Annotated in this window: 20 protein-coding genes; 11 read left to right on the plus strand and 9 right to left on the minus strand. The window is 62.1% G+C overall.

Going from position 1 to position 17,904, the window contains the following annotated elements:
• The first annotated feature begins 119 nt into the window (after positions 1-119).
• The 5 genes from IGS58_RS21780 (at position 120) to IGS58_RS21800 (ending at position 3,829) form a co-directional block, all read left to right on the plus strand.
• Positions 120-737 carry a phasin family protein gene (locus IGS58_RS21780; protein ID WP_070254981.1) on the plus strand — a complete coding sequence of 206 codons (618 nt, stop codon included), beginning with the start codon at positions 120-122 and terminating at the stop codon, positions 735-737.
• Between the two features lie 138 nt (positions 738-875).
• Positions 876-1,547, plus strand: coding sequence for a TetR/AcrR family transcriptional regulator (locus IGS58_RS21785; RefSeq protein WP_034786204.1), 672 nt, complete (start codon positions 876-878; stop codon positions 1,545-1,547).
• 41 nt (positions 1,548-1,588) lie between these two features.
• Complete coding sequence (locus IGS58_RS21790) at positions 1,589-2,362, plus strand: hypothetical protein (RefSeq protein ID WP_034786202.1); 774 nt, start codon at positions 1,589-1,591, stop codon at positions 2,360-2,362.
• Positions 2,363-2,373: 11 nt separating this feature from the next.
• On the plus strand, positions 2,374-2,919 hold the full coding sequence (locus IGS58_RS21795; RefSeq protein WP_034786386.1) for a TIGR00730 family Rossman fold protein: 546 nt from the start codon (positions 2,374-2,376) through the stop codon (positions 2,917-2,919).
• 313 nt (positions 2,920-3,232) lie between these two features.
• A complete protein-coding gene (locus IGS58_RS21800) occupies positions 3,233-3,829 on the plus strand; it encodes a PEP-CTERM sorting domain-containing protein (RefSeq protein ID WP_052140476.1) in 597 nt (198 codons plus the stop codon).
• Positions 3,830-3,925: 96 nt separating this feature from the next.
• On the opposite strand, the gene IGS58_RS21805 is transcribed toward IGS58_RS21800, so the two are convergent.
• From IGS58_RS21805 to IGS58_RS21815, 3 genes are all read right to left on the minus strand, one after another.
• A complete protein-coding gene (locus tag IGS58_RS21805) occupies positions 3,926-4,438 on the minus strand; it encodes a YgjP-like metallopeptidase domain-containing protein (protein WP_034758768.1) in 513 nt (170 codons plus the stop codon).
• A gap of 163 nt (positions 4,439-4,601) precedes the next feature.
• Positions 4,602-4,985, minus strand: coding sequence for a KGG domain-containing protein (locus IGS58_RS21810; protein ID WP_070254975.1), 384 nt, complete (start codon positions 4,983-4,985; stop codon positions 4,602-4,604).
• Positions 4,986-5,046: 61 nt separating this feature from the next.
• A complete protein-coding gene (locus IGS58_RS21815; protein WP_230522680.1) occupies positions 5,047-5,544 on the minus strand; it encodes a phasin family protein in 498 nt (165 codons plus the stop codon).
• A gap of 345 nt (positions 5,545-5,889) precedes the next feature.
• On the opposite strand from IGS58_RS21815, the gene purU reads away from it, so the two are divergent.
• Positions 5,890-6,771 carry a formyltetrahydrofolate deformylase gene (purU, locus tag IGS58_RS21820; RefSeq protein ID WP_034786194.1) on the plus strand — a complete coding sequence of 294 codons (882 nt, stop codon included), beginning with the start codon at positions 5,890-5,892 and terminating at the stop codon, positions 6,769-6,771.
• A gap of 50 nt (positions 6,772-6,821) precedes the next feature.
• The gene (locus IGS58_RS21825; protein WP_034786185.1) at positions 6,822-7,364 is read left to right on the plus strand and encodes a YaeQ family protein; all 543 of its coding nucleotides are present in this window, start codon (positions 6,822-6,824) and stop codon (positions 7,362-7,364) included.
• Positions 7,365-7,424: 60 nt separating this feature from the next.
• Here IGS58_RS21825 and IGS58_RS21830 read toward each other — a convergent pair whose 3' ends face one another.
• Positions 7,425-8,210, minus strand: coding sequence for a head GIN domain-containing protein (locus IGS58_RS21830; protein WP_034786183.1), 786 nt, complete (start codon positions 8,208-8,210; stop codon positions 7,425-7,427).
• 188 nt (positions 8,211-8,398) lie between these two features.
• On the opposite strand from IGS58_RS21830, the gene IGS58_RS21835 reads away from it, so the two are divergent.
• Entirely contained in the window at positions 8,399-9,034 is a 636-nt protein-coding gene (locus IGS58_RS21835; protein WP_070224987.1) for an SAM-dependent methyltransferase, read from the plus strand.
• 53 nt (positions 9,035-9,087) lie between these two features.
• On the opposite strand, the gene IGS58_RS21840 is transcribed toward IGS58_RS21835, so the two are convergent.
• Both IGS58_RS21840 and IGS58_RS21845 read right to left on the minus strand, forming a co-directional pair.
• On the minus strand, positions 9,088-10,362 hold the full coding sequence (locus tag IGS58_RS21840; RefSeq protein ID WP_230522681.1) for a cytochrome c: 1,275 nt from the start codon (positions 10,360-10,362) through the stop codon (positions 9,088-9,090).
• Positions 10,359-11,093, minus strand: coding sequence for a c-type cytochrome (locus tag IGS58_RS21845; RefSeq protein ID WP_034786176.1), 735 nt, complete (start codon positions 11,091-11,093; stop codon positions 10,359-10,361). Before IGS58_RS21845 ends, IGS58_RS21840 begins: the two co-directional genes overlap by 4 nt.
• Before the next feature lie 163 nt (positions 11,094-11,256).
• Between IGS58_RS21845 and IGS58_RS21850 the strand changes: the two genes are divergently transcribed.
• The gene (locus tag IGS58_RS21850) at positions 11,257-12,669 is read left to right on the plus strand and encodes an aminotransferase-like domain-containing protein (RefSeq protein WP_070254964.1); all 1,413 of its coding nucleotides are present in this window, start codon (positions 11,257-11,259) and stop codon (positions 12,667-12,669) included.
• Positions 12,670-12,768: 99 nt separating this feature from the next.
• Entirely contained in the window at positions 12,769-13,116 is a 348-nt protein-coding gene (locus IGS58_RS21855) for a DUF4870 domain-containing protein (protein WP_034786172.1), read from the plus strand.
• A 21-nt stretch (positions 13,117-13,137) separates the two neighbouring features.
• On the opposite strand, the gene IGS58_RS21860 is transcribed toward IGS58_RS21855, so the two are convergent.
• From IGS58_RS21860 to IGS58_RS21870, 3 genes are read right to left on the minus strand one after another with little or no spacing between them, the layout of a single operon-like run.
• Positions 13,138-13,566 (minus strand): SMI1/KNR4 family protein, encoded by a 429-nt coding sequence (locus IGS58_RS21860; RefSeq protein WP_070254962.1) that lies wholly within the window; start codon positions 13,564-13,566, stop codon positions 13,138-13,140.
• Positions 13,567-13,586: 20 nt separating this feature from the next.
• Positions 13,587-14,234, minus strand: coding sequence for a 3'-5' exonuclease (locus tag IGS58_RS21865; protein WP_070254960.1), 648 nt, complete (start codon positions 14,232-14,234; stop codon positions 13,587-13,589).
• A gap of 9 nt (positions 14,235-14,243) precedes the next feature.
• Positions 14,244-14,753: a ProQ/FINO family protein gene (locus tag IGS58_RS21870; RefSeq protein ID WP_034786166.1), complete on the minus strand. Its 510-nt coding sequence runs from the start codon at positions 14,751-14,753 to the stop codon at positions 14,244-14,246.
• A gap of 569 nt (positions 14,754-15,322) precedes the next feature.
• Here IGS58_RS21870 and rpoD point away from each other — a divergent pair.
• Positions 15,323-17,881, plus strand: coding sequence for an RNA polymerase sigma factor RpoD (gene rpoD / locus IGS58_RS21875; RefSeq protein WP_070254958.1), 2,559 nt, complete (start codon positions 15,323-15,325; stop codon positions 17,879-17,881).
• Positions 17,882-17,904: the final 23 nt, after the last annotated feature.

The raw sequence follows: 17,904 nt of genomic DNA on the forward strand, positions 1-17,904 counted from the left end.
GCGCTGGCGCACCTTGAGCAGCCGCTTTCCATCGAATTAGACCCCCGTCTCTAGTTTTGCTCACTAGAATAAAATGCATCCATGAAGTGGCATGGCCTTTCACATGACGGGAGCTGGCGATGGTGAAGAAATTGAAGGAACCGACGGAAGACAAGGAATTGGCAAGCGCCGTGCGCTCGTCCGCGCAGCAGATCTGGCAAGCGGGCCTCGGTGCCTTTGCCAAGGCGCAGGAAGAGGGCGGGCGCGTGTTTTCCAAGCTGGTAAAGGAAGGCACGGAATTCCAGAAGCGCGCCGAAGACAAGGTGGCCGGTGTCAGCGACAGTGTCAGCAAGCTGGCCGATGGCGTGGGCAAGCAGGCCAGCGGCTCCTGGGACAAGCTGGAACAGGTGTTTGAAGAGCGCGTCGCGCGCGCCCTGGCCACCATTGGCGTGCCCACGCAACAGGACCTCGCCGCGCTGCACGCGCAGATCGATGCCTTGAGCCGGCAAGTGGCGGCGCTGTCGGCCAAGGCCGCGCCGGCGCCCAGGCCGAAGGCTGCGGCCAAGCCCGCCGTGAAGGCGGCGCCGAAAGCCGTACCGAAAACCGCGCCAAAAACCGCACCGAAAGCGGCCGTCGCCAAGGCCACGGCCAAGCCGGCAGCCAGGGCTACGCCGCGCGCCGCAGCCAAACCGGTGAGCAAGCCGCTCAGCAAACCGGCGGCGAGACCGGCGGCGAAGAAAAAAGCGCCGGCCGCCTGAGCTGGCGCCGCATTCCTCCAGCCTGCTCGCGCAGGCTTTTTTTTGCCTGCGTTTTTCGCCGGCGGCCAGGGGCGGAGTGTTTCATTATGGCTATTTTAGGTGGTATGCTTGAGGCAGAACACAGAGAGATTGCCCGCCATGCTACAAAAAGCACCACGCCGTACCCGCGAACGCATCCTGGAGTTGTCGCTGCGCCTGTTCAATGAGTTTGGTGAGCCGAATATCACGACGACCGTGATTGCCGAAGAGATGAACATTTCGCCCGGCAACCTGTATTACCACTTCCGTAACAAGGACGACATCGTCAATTCGATCTTCGTCCAGTTCGAGGCGGAAATCGAACGCATCCTGACCGTGCCCGACGGTCGCCGCTCGAATATCGAGGATGTCTGGCTGTATTTGCACCTGATGTTCGAACTGATCTGGCGCTACCGCTTTTTCTATCGCGACCTCAATGATTTACTGTCGCGCAACCGCAAACTGGAATTGCACTTCAAGCTGATCCTGGCGCACAAGATCAAGGTGGCCACGCAGCTGTGCGAAGACTTGCGCAGCGAACAGTCGCTGGAAGCGTCGGACATGGAAATTGCTGCGATGGCGACGAATATGGTGGTTGTCGCCACCTACTGGCTGTCGTACGAGTATGTGCGCAACCCGCGCAAGTACAGCGAGCAGCAATCGATGTCCGATGCGCTGGCGCGCGGCTGCTACCAGGTGCTGTCCCTGATCGGCCCGTATCTGCGCAATGAAACGCATTTGCTGTTTCGCAAACTGTCGGAAGAGTACGTGACGAAACTCAAGAACGACTGACGCGGCTGCTGGCGCCACGTCGCTATTTACAGGAGAGATATATGGCTTGGAAACAATTTCCCTATCCGGACGAGGCATATGTCTACACGCCGCAAACCCTGGAAGCGGCCTGGGCGCGCCTGCATGCGGGCGACGTGGAACCCTTTCCCACGCACTCTGCGCTGGTGCAAGCCTGGCTGGCCTTCCATGCGGGCGACTTCGAGCGCGCCGTGAAGCTGGGCCTGGCCGTCGGCGTGCCCGGTTATGCGGTGGCGCACAAGGCGACCTGCATCTACGCCACGCACCTGGAAGTGGACGACAGCCGGAAACTCGACATGTACGAAGAAGTCGCGGAGCGCTGCGAGCGCCAGCAGAGCGAGCAGCCGGACAATCCGGCCGGCTACTACTGGCATGCCTACAGCCTGGGCCGTTATGCGCTGGGCACGTCCGTCGTCAAGGCCCTGGCGCAAGGCATGGGCGCGCGCGTGCGCAACAGCCTGGACCGCACGATGACGGTGGCGCCCATGCATGCGGAAGCGCATATCGCGTTTGGGATTTATCATACGGAAATTATCGACAAAGTCGGTGCCATGATAGGCAGCCTGACCTACGGCGCCAACAAGGAAGACGGCTATCAGCACTTCAAGACGGCACTGGCCCTGACGCCGTATTCGGCGCTGGCGCATAGCGAATATGCGCGCGCCTTGAACATGCTCGACGGAAAGAAAAAGCTGGCGGAAGCGCTGGCACTGTATGAAAAGGCGGCCGAGTGCGAGGCACTGGACGCCAAGGAGCGCCTCGAGGTCGAGGCGGCGATCGATGAATTGAAAGGGTAGGGATTACTGTGATCAAGGCTTTATGTGTGTACTGTGGCGCCAATGCGGGCGTCTCGCCGGACTATGCTGTGGCGGCGCGCGAACTGGCGCGCGTGCTGGTGGCGGAAAATATCTCGCTCGTATATGGGGGTGGCAAGGTGGGCCTGATGGGCGTGATCGCCGATGAAGTGCTGCGCCTGGGCGGCGAAGTGACGGGCGTGATTCCCACCCAGCTGGTCGAGCGCGAAGTGGGCCACACGGGCTTGACGCGCCAGTTTATCGTGAAGGACATGCATGAGCGCAAGGCGATGATGGCCAGCCTGTCTGACGCCTTCATCGCCATGCCCGGCGGCTATGGCACCCTGGAAGAGCTGTTCGAGATGCTCACGTGGGCCCAGCTGGGCTTGCACGCCAAACCCATCGGCTTGCTCAATGTCGACCGTTTCTATGATGGCTTGATCGCTTTCGTGCAAAACGGCAAGGAACAGGGCTTTATCCGCCCGCAGCACGCGGCGTTCCTGAATGCCGACGCCGATCCTGCCGCGCTGGTGCAGCGCCTGAAGGAGTGCGCGCCTTAATCTTTCTTCATAGAAATTGACAGGGAGCCATGCGCTGCGCAGTGCATGGCTTTTTTTATTTCCACACGGGAAAATTGATCGCGCTCAATGATTCAATTGATAAATATATGTCCATAATATTTCTCTCTATGCATGTTATTTTGAAAATGAAGATGCTTTTTAATTATGGTTGTGGTCTACTTGTCCTGTTCAAAAGTTAGGACTATCGGACACCCGTGAGCGCGACAAGACTCCTAAAAAACGGTGCCGAGCCATTTCAAGTTGCCACAGCCACGCTACTTCATCATCTCGAAAGGATGCTATTTTGAAACCTATGACCCTCTTGCGCGCGACCGCTGTCGCCGCCATTCTTGCAGCCGCTGGCGGTGCTCAGGCGCAGACGACGACGATCGGCTTCGATTCGCTCGAACATCCCGGCTACTTTGGTTCCGTATTCAATTCCTACTCCGAAGGCGGCTATAACTTTGACAGCAGCTTCCTGGGCCTGTTGAGCTCGGCACATCAGGATAGCTTCGCCTATGCCGGCTCGGCTGGCCTGGGTGCGACAGCCCTGTCGACAACGACCTTGTCGCGCGCCGATGGCGCCGCTTTCTCGCTGAGCTCGATCAGCCTGGCCGATTTCGTGAGCTTGCCTGGTTCCTTCGATGTGACCTTTGTCGGCCACCAAGTGGGCGGCGGCACGGTGACCCAGACCTTCAGCCTTGGCGGCGGCCACACCTTTGCCGATTACACGTTTACGGGTTTCAGCAATCTGCTGTCGGCATCGTGGAAGGAAGGCGCCTTGCACACCTTCCAGGTTGACAATATCTCCGCCACTGTCAGCGCCGTACCGGAACCGGCCACCTACGGCATGCTGCTGGGCGGACTGGGCCTGCTGGGCTTCATGCTTCGCCGCAAGAACGCCGCCTGAGCCTGAACATGGTGCCGGCCATGCCGGCGCATACGTAAACAATGCCGCCCAGTGGATGCCGGGCGGCATTGTTACGTGGACTTCATGATCCTGACTTCATGACCACAGGCGCTGGCCTGACAGGTCGAGCTGGGTCAGGTACAGGCGCACGTCGAATTCATACTGGTGGTATTGCGGTTCCATATACGTGCACAGCTTGTAGAACGCCTTGTCATGCTGCTTTTCTTTCACATGCGCCAGTTCGTGCACGGCGATCATGCGCAGGAATTCCAGCGGCACTTCCTTGAACATGGTGGCCACGCGGATTTCATGCTTGGCCTTGAGCTTGCCGCCCTGCACGCGCGAGATCGAGGTATGCAAACCCAGCGCATGCTGGATCACATGGATCTTGCTGTCGAACGCCACCTTGTTGATGGGTTCGGCATTGCGCAGGAATTCATTCTTCAAGTCCTGCACATACTGGTATAACGCCTTGTCGTTGCGCACATCGTGCGCGTTCGGATAGCGTTTCAACAGGACGTCGCCCAGCTTGTCTTGCGCGATCAGTTGCTGCACTTGCGCTTGCGTTTGTTCGGAATAGGCGCTCAGGTATTTCAGGGATGGCTGCATGCGGGGAAGGGCGGGGCGGGGCGCGGAGGTGTCGGTAAGGCGAGAATGTACCATACCGCCGCGCCCCGCGCTGCGCCAGCCCTTGCGCGGGGCCGCCGGGGCCGTCCCGTGCCTTCGTCAAGCCGCGCTGTCCGGGTAATCCCGGTCAGCCCGTCAGCCCGGATCAGCCCTTGTCGTCTTCTTCCTTGCCACCCTGCCGGCCAGTGTTGCCGCTGCGCGCCGCCGTGCCGCCGCGGTTTTCATTGGCGCGCTGGGCCGATTGCCGGCTTTCGCCACCCTTGCGGCCTATTTCCGCCATGTGTTCGCGGTTGCGGCTGACGGCTTCGCCGCCTTTCTGCCCGGCCCGGCGTGCTTCTTCCGAGTCGAATTCATGCGCCGTGCCCTTTTGATGGGCTGCCTGACCGCCCTTGCTGGCAATTTCGCGTTGCTGCTCCTCATTCATGGCGGCAAAGCCGCGCTTGCTCGTGCCTTTGGCGCTGCCCGATTCGCTGGCTTTCTGGCTGCTGCCAGCGCCTTTGCCCTGTTCATTACCTTGATTGTTTGCCATGTCGCTCTCCTTGCTATCGAGTGGGGGTCCAGTGTTCAACTCACGTATTTAATTCAAGTCTTCAATGCGCCTGATCGGATTGCCTGTGGCCGGCGCCATCGCGGTGGCCTGTGGCGTGCATTTTTTCGATCATTTCACGCTGGCGCTGCGTGGCTTTTTCCGTTTCCTCGGCCGTCTTGCGCACCACTTCGTCAGCGAAGGCCACGGCCGTGCGGCTCGCTTCGGGCAGGTGGTTCTCTGCCGTGCGGTTCATCTCGACATTGGCGTTGGCGACGAGGTTGCCGAGTTGCTGCTGGTACTGGCGCAGCTTGTTGCTGCCCGGCTGCAGCTGGGCAGCAGCCAGCGACATGAACTCGCCCGTGTCGCGCGCACACAGCAGTTGCTGGCTGGCGTTGCTCCATTCCTGCAGCAAGTCTTGCGCCAGCCGCAGATGCAGCTCGCTCAGTTGCTGCGCCGTATCGAACATCTTGCGCGATAGTTCCGTGGCGAAATTGCACTGGGCCTCCAGATGGGACTTCAGGGCGTGGCTGAAACTGGGGGGCATACTGGTTGTGAACATGTTCTACCTCAATGAAAAGCGGATCCAGGAAACACCCGGTGTACCGGATGCGGCGTATGGTGCAACAAGCAAAGGGATAGACGCCGGATGGTGTGCCAGGTTCCACGCCAGATGCCGGTTTGGCGCGAGAATGGGGCCTGGCAGGGGGAAAAACGCGATGGTTTTGCGCCAGATCAAATGAACGTGAATCAGCTTGCCGCCGCCGGCAGCCATGCTGCTTGTGTGGAAAATGCAGGTTTACAGGCCCGGCCGTGCGACAATAGCCGGCTCGCGGCAGCGCAGCCGATGGCCGGCGCGCGTGGCTGAGCCGAGCATAGCCCACCTTTTTTGCCTTATTCCGCGACCATGACGCATCCCGAATACATCCTGACCCTGTCCTGCCTGGACCAGCGCGGCATCGTGCACCGCGTGTCCGGCTTCCTGGCCGAACGCGGCTGCAACATCCTCGATTCCGCCCAGTTCGGCGACCAGGAATCCCAGCTGTTCTTCATGCGCGTGCATTTCGCGCTGGAAGACGGCGCCGTCAGCGACGCCCAGTTGCGCAGCGACTTCGCCGACCTGTCGCAAGCCATGCAATTGAACGGCCCCTTCCACGGCCAGTTGCACGATGCGCGCGTCAAGCCGCGCGTGATGCTGATGGTGTCGAAGATCGGCCATTGCCTGAACGATTTGCTGTTCCGCTACAAGAGCGGCTTGCTGAACGTGGAAATTCCCGCCATCGTGTCGAACCACATGGAGTTCTATCAGCTGGCGGCCAGCTACAATATTCCCTTCCATCACCTGCCGCTGGCGGCCGGCGCGCCGGAAGCGGCCAAGCTGGCGCAGGAAGCGAAGATCATCGACTTGATGGACACGCACAAGATCGACCTGGTGGTGCTGGCCCGCTACATGCAGATCCTGTCGCCGGGCCTGTGCCAGGCGCTCGATGGCCGCGCCATCAATATCCACCATTCCTTCCTGCCCAGCTTCAAGGGCGCCAAGCCGTATGCGCAGGCGCATCACCGCGGCGTCAAGCTGATCGGCGCGACGGCCCACTTCGTCACTGGCGACCTGGATGAAGGCCCGATCATCGAGCAGGACGTCGAGCGCGTCGACCATGCGATGGATGCCGAAACCCTGACGGCCATCGGCCGCGACGTCGAGTGCGTGGTGCTGGCGCGCGCCGTGAAATGGTTCGTCGAGCACCGCATCCTGAAAAATGGCGACAAGACCGTGGTTTTCCGCTGATACCTTCGCCCGTACAATATTGACATCCACTTTACCGAGACAGAAACACGATGGCCCTCAAAGCAACAATTTTCAAAGCCGATCTGCAGATCGCCGACATGGACCGCAATTACTACCAGGATCACGCGCTGACCCTGGCGCGCCACCCGTCCGAAACGGACGAGCGCATGATGGTGCGCCTGCTGGCGTTCGCCATCCACGCCGACGAGGCGCTGACCTTCACCAAGGGCCTGTTCGATACGGAAGAGCCCGACCTGTGGCAGAAAGACTTGACGGGCGCCATCCAGCTGTGGATCGAAGTGGGCCAGCCAGACGAAAAGCGCATCCTGAAGGCCTGCGGCCGTTCGGAACAGGTGATCGTCTACAGCTATGGCGCAACCAGCCACATCTGGTGGAAGCAGATCGCGAATAAACTGGAACGGGCGAAGAACTTGACCGTGATCAACTTGCCATCCGAGGCGGCGCAAGACATGAGCAAGCTGGCGCAGCGCAGCATGCAGCTGCAATGCACGATCCAGGATGGCCAGATCTGGCTGACGGACAGCGTCAACACGGTCCTGATCGACCGCGAACCGGTGAAGCCGGCCCGCTGATTTTTACCGTTTGCAACGCAAAAAGCCCGGATCGCTCCGGGCTTTTGTCATTGCGGGCGCTTAGTTCGGCGCACTGCCCAGCCGCTTGATGCTGCTGGAACGCTGCATGCTGCGGCTGATGCGCGGATCGCCGTAGTAGCTGACTTCGCCCGAGCCGCCGATGCTGATGGTCAAGTCATCCTTGGCCCACACCTGCGCCTCGCCCGAGCCGCCGATGCTCACCTGCACCTCGCGTGCGGCCAGCTTGCCCGCCTGGATATTGCCCGAGCCACCGATGGAGGCCGTCAGCTGCTCCGTCTTGCCGCTGGCCTTGAAGTTGCCGCTGCCGCCGATGGCCACGGAGACCTGGCGGCTGTCGAGGTCGCGCGCGTGGATGGAGCCGGAGCCGCCCACGTCGAAGCGCAGATTCTCGGCGCGCAAGCCCGTGGCCGTGATGTTGCCCGAGCCGCCCACGCTGATGCGTTCCACCTGGCGCGCCTGGATGACGATGGTCAGGCTGCTCTGGCGGAAGTTGGCGTTGCGCTTGGCGGGCCGGATGCGCAAGGTGCCGTTCTCCACCGCCGTCTCGATCAGCGGCAGGATATTGTCGTCGGCCTCGACGGTGACGCTGTCCGTGTTGCCGATACGCAATTCGACCGTGCCCGGCACGTTCAGCGCCACGGCATGGAAACTGCCCACTTCGCGCGTCTGCTTTTGCAGCTTGCCGCTGCCCTGGATGCTGTTGCCGGAAATCCAGTCGAGCGGCGACGCCAGCGCCGGCGCGGCCGGGATGGCCAGCGCGCAGGCGGCCAGCAGCAGGGTGGTCACGGCGCGGGCATGGCGGGCTTGGAAAATTGCGTGTGTCATTCTTGCTCCCTGTTTGGAATTGGACTGTGTGCATGGTATGCCAGCCGGCCAGGCTTGCGTACCGCGCTGCGACAGACTGCGCCAGCAGCGGCATGGAATGCAGGAGGATGCGACAGGATGGCATGAGGTATCATGCCGGTATTGGACATACGACGACCGGCTCGCGCCGCTCACACTACTGGAATTACATGCTGATCATCACCATCAAACAGGGCAAGGAAAAGAGCTTGCTGGGCCAATCGTGGATCTATGCGTCCGCGATTGAAAAAGTCGAGGGCAAGCCGCAGGAAAAAATGAAGCCGGGCTCGACGGCCATCGTGCAAAGCTCGTCGAAGCAGTTCATCGCCCGCGCCGCCTACAATTCGAAGTCGCAGATCCGCGCGCGCATCTGGAGCTTCAAGGAAGACGAACCGGTCGACCACGCGCTGATCAAGCGCCGCGTCAAGGCCGCCATCGAGAAAAAACTGCCAGCCATCAAGAAGGCGGGCGAAAACCAGCTGTTGACCCTGATCAAGGGCGAAGACGAGGGCTTGCCCGGCCTGGTGGTGCAGCTGTTCGGCGGCGTGCAAGGCTACCTGATCTGTGAATTCAACGCCGGCGGGGTCGATGCGTGGAAAGTGGCCATCGTGCAATCGCTGATGGCGTCCACCGGTTGCGTGAACGTGTACGAGCGCTGCGACGACCTGATGCGCAAGGGCGAAGGCTTGCCCCTGATCGACGGCGCCCTGGCCGGGGAAGAGCCGCCCGATGAAGTCATGTTGACGGACAACGGCGTGCGCTATGCGCTGGATTTGAAGACAGGGCACAAGAGCAAGTTCCGCTGAGAATTGCTGCCTGACATAAAAAAAACCGGCGCTGGCCGGTTTTTTCATGCCTGTTACTCCAAGGGCACGCTGCGGTATTTGTTGACTTCCAGGGCCGACACGGCCGGCGCATCATTGCCCCACGACGCGCGCAGGTACGTGACCACGGCGGCCACTTCCGCATCATCCATGACGGGGCCGAACGGCGGCATGCCGTAGGGGCGCGGGTTGCCTTTTGTTCCGGGCGCGAAGCCGCCGTTGAGCACGAGGCGGATGGCATTCACGGCCGACTCCGTCGTCAGCGCGCGGTTGCCGGCCAGCGGCGGGTAGCCGGGCGGCACGCCCTTGCCGTCGGCCTGGTGGCAGCTCGCGCATTGCGCCTCATACAGTTTCTCGCCCAGAGCCAGTTGCTGCCTGGCTTGCTCCGACGTGTCGCGCGGCGCCCGTTGTGCGGGCTGCGCGGGGCCGGGCAGGCTTTTCAGGTAGACGGCCATGGCCTGCACGTCGGCCGTGCTCATGTGCTGCAAGCTTTGCCGCACGACTTCGGCCATGGGACCGAAGACGGTGGCGCGCGGCGACACGCCCGTTTGCAGCAATGCCACGATATGCGCCGTGTCCCAGTCGCCGAGGCCCGCTTCCGCATCCGACGTCAGCGACGGCGCGTACCAGCCCAGCACGGGGATCAGGCCGCCCGACAGGCCGTCATCGCTGCCACCCAGCGTCGTGCGGCTGCTATGGCAGGCGCTGCAGTGGCCCAGGCCCTGCACCAGGTAGGCGCCGCGGTTCCATTCCATGCTTTGCGTCGTGAGCGGCTGGTACACGCCCGGCTTGAAGTACAGGGCGCGCCAGGCGGCCAGCGCGATCTGCTGGTTGTAGGGGAAGCGCAGCGCGTGCGGCGCGTTCGCCTGCTTGTGCGGCTTCACGCTCTGGAAATACGCATACAGGGCGTCGCTGTCCTCGCGCTTTACCTTGGTGTAGCTGGTGTACGGAAAGGCCGGATACAGCAGCCGGCCATCCTTCGACTTGCCGTTGTGGATGGCGCGCCAGAAATCGTCGGCCGTCCAGCTGCCGATGCCCGTTTCCTTGTCGGCCGTGATGTTGGGCGAAAGCACCTTGCCGAACGGCGTCTGCAAGGCGCGTCCACCGGCATACGGCACACCGCCGCGCGTCGTGTGGCAAGCCATGCAGTCGCCCGCCTTGGCCAGGTAGGCGCCGCGCGCGACCAGCTGTTCCTGGTTCAGGGTGCTGGCCACGGCGGGCGGGCCCGGGTCGTCGCCAGGGTATAGCACGAATTTGGCGCCGGCCGCGACGATGGCGACGATGGCGGCTGCGATCATCCATTTTTTCATGGCGCCACCTGCGCGGCGGAACCAGGCACGCCGCCGCAATGCAGCGGCAAGGGCAGGGCGATGCTGCTGGCGGGGCGCGCGTCGGCCGATGCCACTTGCGTGCCTAGCCAGGCCGAGACGGCGCCCACGTCCGCGTCCGACAGGCGCTGAGCCACCTGCGCCATGCAGTCGGGCGCATGGGCGCGGCGGATGCCGTTCTTCCAGGCGCCCAGCTGGGCGTTGATATAGTCGCGCGGCAAGCCCAGCAAGCCGGGGATGGCGGGTGCCACGCCAGCCAGCTGCTGGCCATGGCAGGCGATACAGGCGGGAATCTTCTTGCCGGCATCACCGTGCAGCACCAATTGTCTACCGCGCGCCAGGGCTGTCGTGCCGGCGCTGCTGGGCTGGGCCGGCGGCGGGGCCGGGTGCTGTGCCGCAAAATACTCGGCAATTTCGCGCAGGTAATCGTCGGGCAAGTGTTCGACCATATAGTTCATCAGCGGATACTGGCGCCGTCCCTCGCGAAAGTTCAGCAACTGGTTGTACAGGTAGCCGGCCGGCTTGCCGGCGATGCGGGGAAAGAAGGCGTCGTGGCGCTCCTGTTGCGCATGACAGGCCGTGCACGCCTTGATGCGCTGTTCCAGGCTGTCGTGGCTGGCGGAGATGGCGGCGGGCGCGGCCAGCGTCATGCCGGGCAGTGCGACGGCCAGGGCCAGGGTCAGCACCGGCACGAGGGGGAAATGCAGTAGCATGGAAAGTCGCATGGGAAATGGCATGGGAAATGAGCTGTCTCGTCGGTCGGGATGGCGTGCCGGTGTTGCTGCCCGGATGTTGTTACCCTAGCATATACCGGGTGCTGTCACTGTGACAGGATCAGTTGTGCAATAAAACTACGGATCAGTTTGAGGAGCAGGGTTGAAACGATATGAGGAATTGGCGGAAGAAGTCGCCGCCATGATCAGTGCGCAGTTGTTGCTGCCTGGCGATAAGCTGCCCTCCGTGCGCCAGCAGCATGCGCGCAGGGGCGTGAGCCCGTCAACGGTGTTCCAGGCCTACTATTTGCTCGAAGCGCGCGGCATGATCGTCTCGCGGCCCCGCTCCGGCTACTACGTGGCGCCGCAGCGCGCCGCGCTGGCGCCCGAGCCGGACAGTTCCCATCCGCTCGACGCCAGCACCACCGTCGATGTCAGCGACCTCGTGTTCGAGGTGCTGGGCGCCGTGGGCGCGCGCGATATCGTGCCCTTCGGTTCGGCTTTTCCCAGCCCGCATCTGTTTCCGATGGAGCGGCTGGCGCGGGCCGTGTCGGCCAGCATGCGCCGCCTCGATCCCTGGAGCACCGTCACGGATTTGTCGCAGGGCAATGCGGAGCTGCGCCGCCAGATCGCCCTGCGCTACCAGCTCGACGGGGTGCTGGTGTCCAGCGACGACATCGTCATCACGAATGGCGCGCTGGAAGCGCTGAACCTGTGCCTGCAAGCCGTCACGCGGCCCGGCGACACGGTGCTGATCGAGTCGCCCAGCTTCTATGCGTGTTTGCAGGCGCTGGAGCGGCTGGAACTCAAGGCAGTCGAGATCGCCACCAGCCCCCGCGACGGCGTCGACCTGGCGGCTCTCGAGGAATTGCTGCAGCGCCACCAGCCCAAGGCGTGCTGGCTGATGACGAATTTCCAGAATCCCCTGGGCAGCCTGATGCCGCCGGAAAAGAAGCGCGCGCTGGTCGAACTGCTGGCGCGCCATGGCGTGCCGCTGATCGAGGATGACGTGTATGGCGAGCTGTACTTTGGCAAGCAGCGCCCCGGCCTGACGAAAAGCCATGACAGCGCGGGTCTGGTGATGCATTGCAGCTCGTTTTCCAAGACCCTGGCGCCCGGCTTTCGCCTGGGCTGGGCCGTGGCGGGCCGCTACGCGCGCCAGGTCGAGCGCTTGAAACTGACCACCAGCCTGTCGGCGCCGATACCGCTGCAGATGGCGCTGGCCGATTACCTGGCGCAAGGCGGCTACGACCGCCATTTGCGCCAGCTGCGGCTGACCCTGGCGGCGCAGCAAGGTACCATGCTGCAAGCCATTGCCGTGCATTTTCCGCCCGGCACGCGGGTCACGCGGCCGCAGGGCGGCTATTTCGTCTGGGTGGAAATGCCTGCCGGTATCGATGCGCTGGCCTTGCACCGCAGCGCGCTGGCGGCCGGCATCAGCATCGCGCCCGGCCCGATTTTTTCCGCCACGCGCGCGTTTCGCCACTGCATCCGCCTCAATTACGGCCACCCGTGGAGTCCGCAACTGGAAGAGGCCATCGCCACCCTGGGGCGACTGGCGCTGGCGGCGGCATAGCGGAGAGCAAAAAAAATCCCTTGCGGCAGCAAGTGTTTCATTTCAAAAAGAAATATTGCTGTTATATTGGTGTATCTATAACTAATGATGGGAATGATAATGGATAACACGCAGCCGGAAGTGGGTCGTACGCAAGATACGACGATCGCCATTCTGTCCCATGTTGGCGGCCTGTTCACCAGCTGGGTGGCGCCGCTGATCATTTATTTGATCAAGAAGGACGATGCGGATAAATTCTCGGCCGAGAACGCCCGCGAAGCGCTGAATTTCCAGATCACCCTGATCATCTGGTATTTCGCCTGCTTCATCCTGTCGTTCGTGCTGATCGGCCTGTTCCTGTTCTGGATCGTGGCGCTGGCCAACCTGGTGTGCTCGATCGTCGCGGCCGTCAAGGCCAGCAATGGCGTCACTTACCGTTATCCCCTGACCTTGCGGCTCGTCAAATAAGGCTGCGCCGGCCGCCGGGTGTCAGCCCGGGCGGCCGGGCAGTATCAGGAATGCGGCAAAGCCGGGCGCCACCGCTGTGGTGGCGCCTGTTTCGTGCGACCACAGCACGACCACCGGTTCACCGGTCGGCCCCGTTTGTGCATAGTCAAAACAATAGTAATCGCCCGTGCCGAACTGGGCGAAGGGCAGCAGGCTGCTGGCGTCGTTGCCGCTGTCGCCCATACTCTCCAGCCATTCCTGCCAGTCTTCGCGGTAGTGGCGCGTGATCGATTCCCACGTCTTGCGCGCATTGGCCGCGTCGTAGACGGGAAATACAGTCAAGGCGCCCAGCGCGCGGCCATTGTTCACCAATAACCATTGCACGTAGGACGCGGGCAGTTCGCGCCCCAGCGCCTGTTCGGCGGCGGCGATCGCGTCAGGCGTGGTGCCGATGGACTTGCTCTTGTTCATGCTGCAGAAGGCGCGCCTGCTCAGGCGGCGATGGGTGGCGGGGCCGGCGGCGTGCTGGCGCGCGGGGCTTTTTGCGGCGCCACTTTGCCGCCGTCGGCGATCCAGCGGCGGTACACGCGCAGGGCCACTTGCGCATCGTCGGCCGCGTACAGGATCTGCTTTTCCGTCAGGCGCGACGTGGCCCAGTTGGTGGTGGAGATCTTTTTCGATTTCTGCAGGTGCAGGCCGAAGAACTTGGCCACGGCCGTCTTCGCGCCCAGGTCGTTGCGCTGGCCGCCGCGCAGGGCGACGGACAGGTCGAGCACCTGGGCCGGGGCGATGCCCAGCTTGTTGCGCAGGCGCTTGACGTCATCGGACAGGCCAAAACCCACTTTCAGGGTGGTGGTCGATTCGAGGATGGCTTTCAGTTCGGCCAGGGCCGGCGCCGGCGTGCTGCCCACCTGGAACAGGTAGGCGATGTCGTCGGTGGCCAGCTGGATCAGATGGGGGCCCGTGGAGGACTCGCCCTTCACAAAAGTCGGCTTCGATTCCGTATCGAAGCCGATGGCGTCCGCTGCCAGCAGGGCGGCCATGGCCGCTTTTGCATCATCGCTGGTGCGTACCAGCTTGACGTGGTCGAGGGCAATGCCTTGATAGGGGGGCAGTGGCGGTGCGGCAGCTGTGTCCATGAAACCGGATCAGCCTTTGCGCGAGAATTTCGCGGTCAGCTGATTCAGTTTTTCCAGGCGCAAACGGCTCGCTTCTTCCGCGGCGGCCGCGTCGCGCTCGGCTTTCTTGCGCTCGGCTTCCTTCTTGAAGCGTTGCTGCAATACTTGCGTGGCGTGGTCGCGGTGGGTTTGCGTCACTTCCGCGCCGGCGGTGCCGTCGAGGTCGTAGCGTACCTTGGCTTTTTCCATCACGCGCAGGTAGCGCAGCGAACCCGTGTGGATGCCCAGCGCCGTGCGCATCAGCTTGCGGTCCAGGTCCGGCAGGCGCGCCAGGATCTGCTTGTCGATACCGATCGACAAGGGCAGGCAATCGCGGAATGGCGGGAATTGCTCCTGGAACTGCTTCAGCAGGGCGCGCGCGGTCAGGCCGGCAGGTGCTGGCGTGGTCGCTGCGGCCGGTGCCGCCGCTGGGGCTGCATCGACTGGCGTGTCAGGAGTGGTGGCTTGCTGGTCTGGCGTGGAGCTGGTCATCGACATCATTGGTTGGGCTATAAAAGGGGAGCATAGCACGCGCCACAGGCAAGTGCATTGTCTTTTTTGGCAACTTGCGCTGCGATCTGCCTGCGCGTGGCTGGCCGTGCCAAGCGCGAAATGCGGGAAATGTGTATAATGTCGGCTTGCGCTGATGACTGGACCCCGTATTTGACGGTCCGGCTCAGGTGTGCAGGGGATAGGAGCAGTGCGGTACAGGGCCACGATTATTGATATTTTTGATATCAGATATTTTGTTTATCAATTATCCAGATAACTGGCCTTCGTGCATAATCTTGCTCTCCGCTGTGTCTTCACTGAACAACAATAGATTCAAGCCCGTTCTGGTACGGGCTTTTTTTCATTCCGCAATGTACATCGCTTATTTATCTGACCCGGCTTCGGCCCCGCCGCTCCCCATGACGGATGCGCGGGCTTTGAACGTCCCGATAGACAGGCGCCGCTGCCGTTAACACGGCAGCCGCAACAATACGCTCCATCGAGTCCGGTTTCGCAGGCTTAGGTGGAATCATTCACTTCGCGCCGACACCATCTGGTCTCGCATTAAGAGATATCTCATGAAGAATACGCCAAAAACTTTAACGTTGTCCGCCAAGGCGCCACGCCCAGCTGCGGCGCCACTTGCCGTACCCAAAACGACTTTATCTTACTTCATCGATAATGCGCAAGCGAATCCGGAAGCCACCGTCACGACGGCGCCGACCGTCGTCACCGTGGTGAAGAAAAGCCGCTCGCGCCTGGCTGCCGTGCCACCGGCCGAGTCGGCTGCGGAAGCGGCCGTCAGCGCGCCAGCCGCCGAGGCTGTTGCCGACGTGGCCGAGGCCGCCGAAGCCGCACCGGCGAAAACCCCAAGCGTGAAGATCGCTCCCGGCGCCAAGGCCCCGGCCGCGCCGCGCAAGGTCAGCGAAAGCGCCGCCACGAACAAGGTGGTGACGGCAGCCCGTTCGAAAGTCGTGCGCGCCAAGCCTGAAGCGGCGCCCGTGACCATCATCACCGGCGCGCAAGTGGTCAGCAAGACCACGGATGCCGATGCCCTGGCCGCCATCGATACCTCGAATTACTTCCTGCCCACCGTCAAGGTGCCGGGCCGCCGTGGCCGCAAACCGAGCGAATTCACGCCGGAAAACGATGAAGTGGCAGCGCTGAACGCCGTCGAACGCGCCGAACTGAAGGCCGTGTCGAAAGCGCGCGACCGCAAGGCCAAGGGCGGCCTGGCGGACGCACTGGGCGATCCGGAAGCCTCGGCAGCGGACCTGGAACGCCGCCGCAAGCAGATCACGGGCTTGATCAACATGGGCAAGGAACGCGGTTTCCTGACCTATGCCGAGATCAATGACCAATTGCCGGAAAATATCATCGATCCGGAAGCGATCGAAGGCATCATCGCCACCTTCAACGACATGGGCATCGCCGTCTACGAGCGCGCCCCTGATGCGGAAAGCCTGTTGTTGACTGACAACGTCGCCACCGTCACCAGCGACGATGAAGTGGAAGCGGCTGCCGCGACCGCCCTGTCGACCGTCGACTCCGACTTCGGCCGCACCACCGACCCCGTGCGCATGTACATGCGTGAAATGGGCGCCGTGGCGCTGCTGACGCGCGAAGGCGAGATCGAGATCGCCAAGCGCATCGAAGGCGGCCTGAAGGACATGATCCAGGCGATTTCCGCCTGCCCCACCACCATCGGCGAAATCGTTGCGCTGTCGCAAAAAATCGCGCGCGACGAAATCAAGGTCGATGAAGTGGTCGACGGCTTTGTCGATTTGAACGAAAGCAATGCCCCGGCGCCCGCCGCTGCCCCCGCGCCTGCCGCCGCCAGCGGTGACGACGAGGAAGAGGAAGAAGAAGCCGAGGAAGAAGACGGCGACGCCAATGGCGGCGCGGCCGGTTTCTCCAGCGAACAGCTGGCCCAGCTGAAAAAGAATGCGTTGGAGAAATTCAACGTCATTTCGACGCAGTACGACAAGATGCGCAAGGCGCCCGAGGGCTACAACTCGAAAGCCTACATCAAGGCGCAGGAAGCCATTTCGCAGGAATTGCTGGGCATCCGCTTCACGGCCAAGGTCGTCGAAAAGCTGTGCGACACCCTGCGCGGCCAGATGGAAGAAGTGCGCCATATCGAGCGCGCCGTGCTGGAACTGTGCGTGAACAAATGCGGCATGCCGCGCGCCCACTTCATCAAGGTGTTCCCGGGCAATGAATGCGATCTGGAATGGGTCGACCGCGAAGTCGATTGCAAGTATCCGTACAGCGCCATCCTCAGCCGCAACGTGCCTGCCGTGAAAGAACTGCAAAAGAAGATGATCGACCTGCAAGCCCGCGTGGCCTTGCCGCTGGCTGACTTGCGCAAGATCAACAAGCAGATGGCTGCCGGCGAAAAGCGCGCGCGTCACGCGAAACGCGAAATGACGGTGGCCAACTTGCGCCTCGTGATCTCGATCGCCAAGAAATATATCAACCGCGGCTTGCAATTCCTCGACCTGATCCAGGAAGGCAACATCGGCTTGCTGAAGGCCGTCGACAAGTTCGAATACCGCCGCGGCTACAAGTTCTCGACCTACGCCACCTGGTGGATCCGCCAGGCCATCACGCGTTCGATCGCCGACATGGCCCGCACCATCCGCGTGCCGGTGCACATGATCGAAACGATCAACAAGATGAACCGCATCTCGCGCCAGATCATGCAGGAAACGGGCAGCGAGCCGGACCTGGCGACCCTGGCCGTCAAGATGGAAATGCCGGAAAACAAGGTGCGCGAAATTATGAAGATCGCGAAAGAGCCGATTTCCATGGAAACGCCGATGGGCGAAGATGGCGATTCGCAACTGGGCGACTTCATCGAAGACAACACGACCCTGGCGCCGCTGGACGCCGCGCTGCACGCGTCGATGCGCAACGTGATCAAGGAAGTACTCGATTCCCTGACGCCGCGCGAAGCGAAAGTGCTGCGTATGCGTTACGGCGTGGAAATGTCGAACGACCACACGCTGGAAGAAGTGGGCAAGCAGTTCGACGTGACGCGCGAGCGCATCCGCCAGATCGAAGCGAAAGCCATGAGCAAGCTGCGCCAGCCTTCGCGTTCGGACAAGCTGAAAACCTTCTTGACTCAAAATTAAGTAGTCAACAGGCAATAAAAAAG

Source organism: Janthinobacterium sp. EB271-G4-7A (assembly GCF_020858075.1).
GTDB lineage: Bacteria > Pseudomonadota > Gammaproteobacteria > Burkholderiales > Burkholderiaceae_D > Janthinobacterium > Janthinobacterium lividum.

Coding starts and splice junctions, on each gene's coding strand:
- IGS58_RS21780 (WP_070254981.1), top strand. CDS start 120: ATGGTGAAGAAATTGAAGGAACCGACGGAAGACAAGGAATTGGCAAGC.
- IGS58_RS21785 (WP_034786204.1), top strand. CDS start 876: ATGCTACAAAAAGCACCACGCCGTACCCGCGAACGCATCCTGGAGTTG.
- IGS58_RS21790 (WP_034786202.1), top strand. CDS start 1,589: ATGGCTTGGAAACAATTTCCCTATCCGGACGAGGCATATGTCTACACG.
- IGS58_RS21800 (WP_052140476.1), top strand. CDS start 3,233: ATGACCCTCTTGCGCGCGACCGCTGTCGCCGCCATTCTTGCAGCCGCT.
- IGS58_RS21805 (WP_034758768.1), bottom strand. CDS start 4,438: ATGCAGCCATCCCTGAAATACCTGAGCGCCTATTCCGAACAAACGCAA.
- IGS58_RS21810 (WP_070254975.1), bottom strand. CDS start 4,985: ATGGCAAACAATCAAGGTAATGAACAGGGCAAAGGCGCTGGCAGCAGC.
- IGS58_RS21815 (WP_230522680.1), bottom strand. CDS start 5,544: ATGTTCACAACCAGTATGCCCCCCAGTTTCAGCCACGCCCTGAAGTCC.
- purU (WP_034786194.1), top strand. CDS start 5,890: ATGACGCATCCCGAATACATCCTGACCCTGTCCTGCCTGGACCAGCGC.
- IGS58_RS21825 (WP_034786185.1), top strand. CDS start 6,822: ATGGCCCTCAAAGCAACAATTTTCAAAGCCGATCTGCAGATCGCCGAC.
- IGS58_RS21830 (WP_034786183.1), bottom strand. CDS start 8,210: ATGACACACGCAATTTTCCAAGCCCGCCATGCCCGCGCCGTGACCACC.
- IGS58_RS21835 (WP_070224987.1), top strand. CDS start 8,399: ATGCTGATCATCACCATCAAACAGGGCAAGGAAAAGAGCTTGCTGGGC.
- IGS58_RS21840 (WP_230522681.1), bottom strand. CDS start 10,362: ATGAAAAAATGGATGATCGCAGCCGCCATCGTCGCCATCGTCGCGGCC.
- IGS58_RS21845 (WP_034786176.1), bottom strand. CDS start 11,093: ATGCTACTGCATTTCCCCCTCGTGCCGGTGCTGACCCTGGCCCTGGCC.
- IGS58_RS21855 (WP_034786172.1), top strand. CDS start 12,769: ATGGATAACACGCAGCCGGAAGTGGGTCGTACGCAAGATACGACGATC.
- IGS58_RS21860 (WP_070254962.1), bottom strand. CDS start 13,566: ATGAACAAGAGCAAGTCCATCGGCACCACGCCTGACGCGATCGCCGCC.
- IGS58_RS21865 (WP_070254960.1), bottom strand. CDS start 14,234: ATGGACACAGCTGCCGCACCGCCACTGCCCCCCTATCAAGGCATTGCC.
- IGS58_RS21870 (WP_034786166.1), bottom strand. CDS start 14,753: ATGATGTCGATGACCAGCTCCACGCCAGACCAGCAAGCCACCACTCCT.
- rpoD (WP_070254958.1), top strand. CDS start 15,323: ATGAAGAATACGCCAAAAACTTTAACGTTGTCCGCCAAGGCGCCACGC.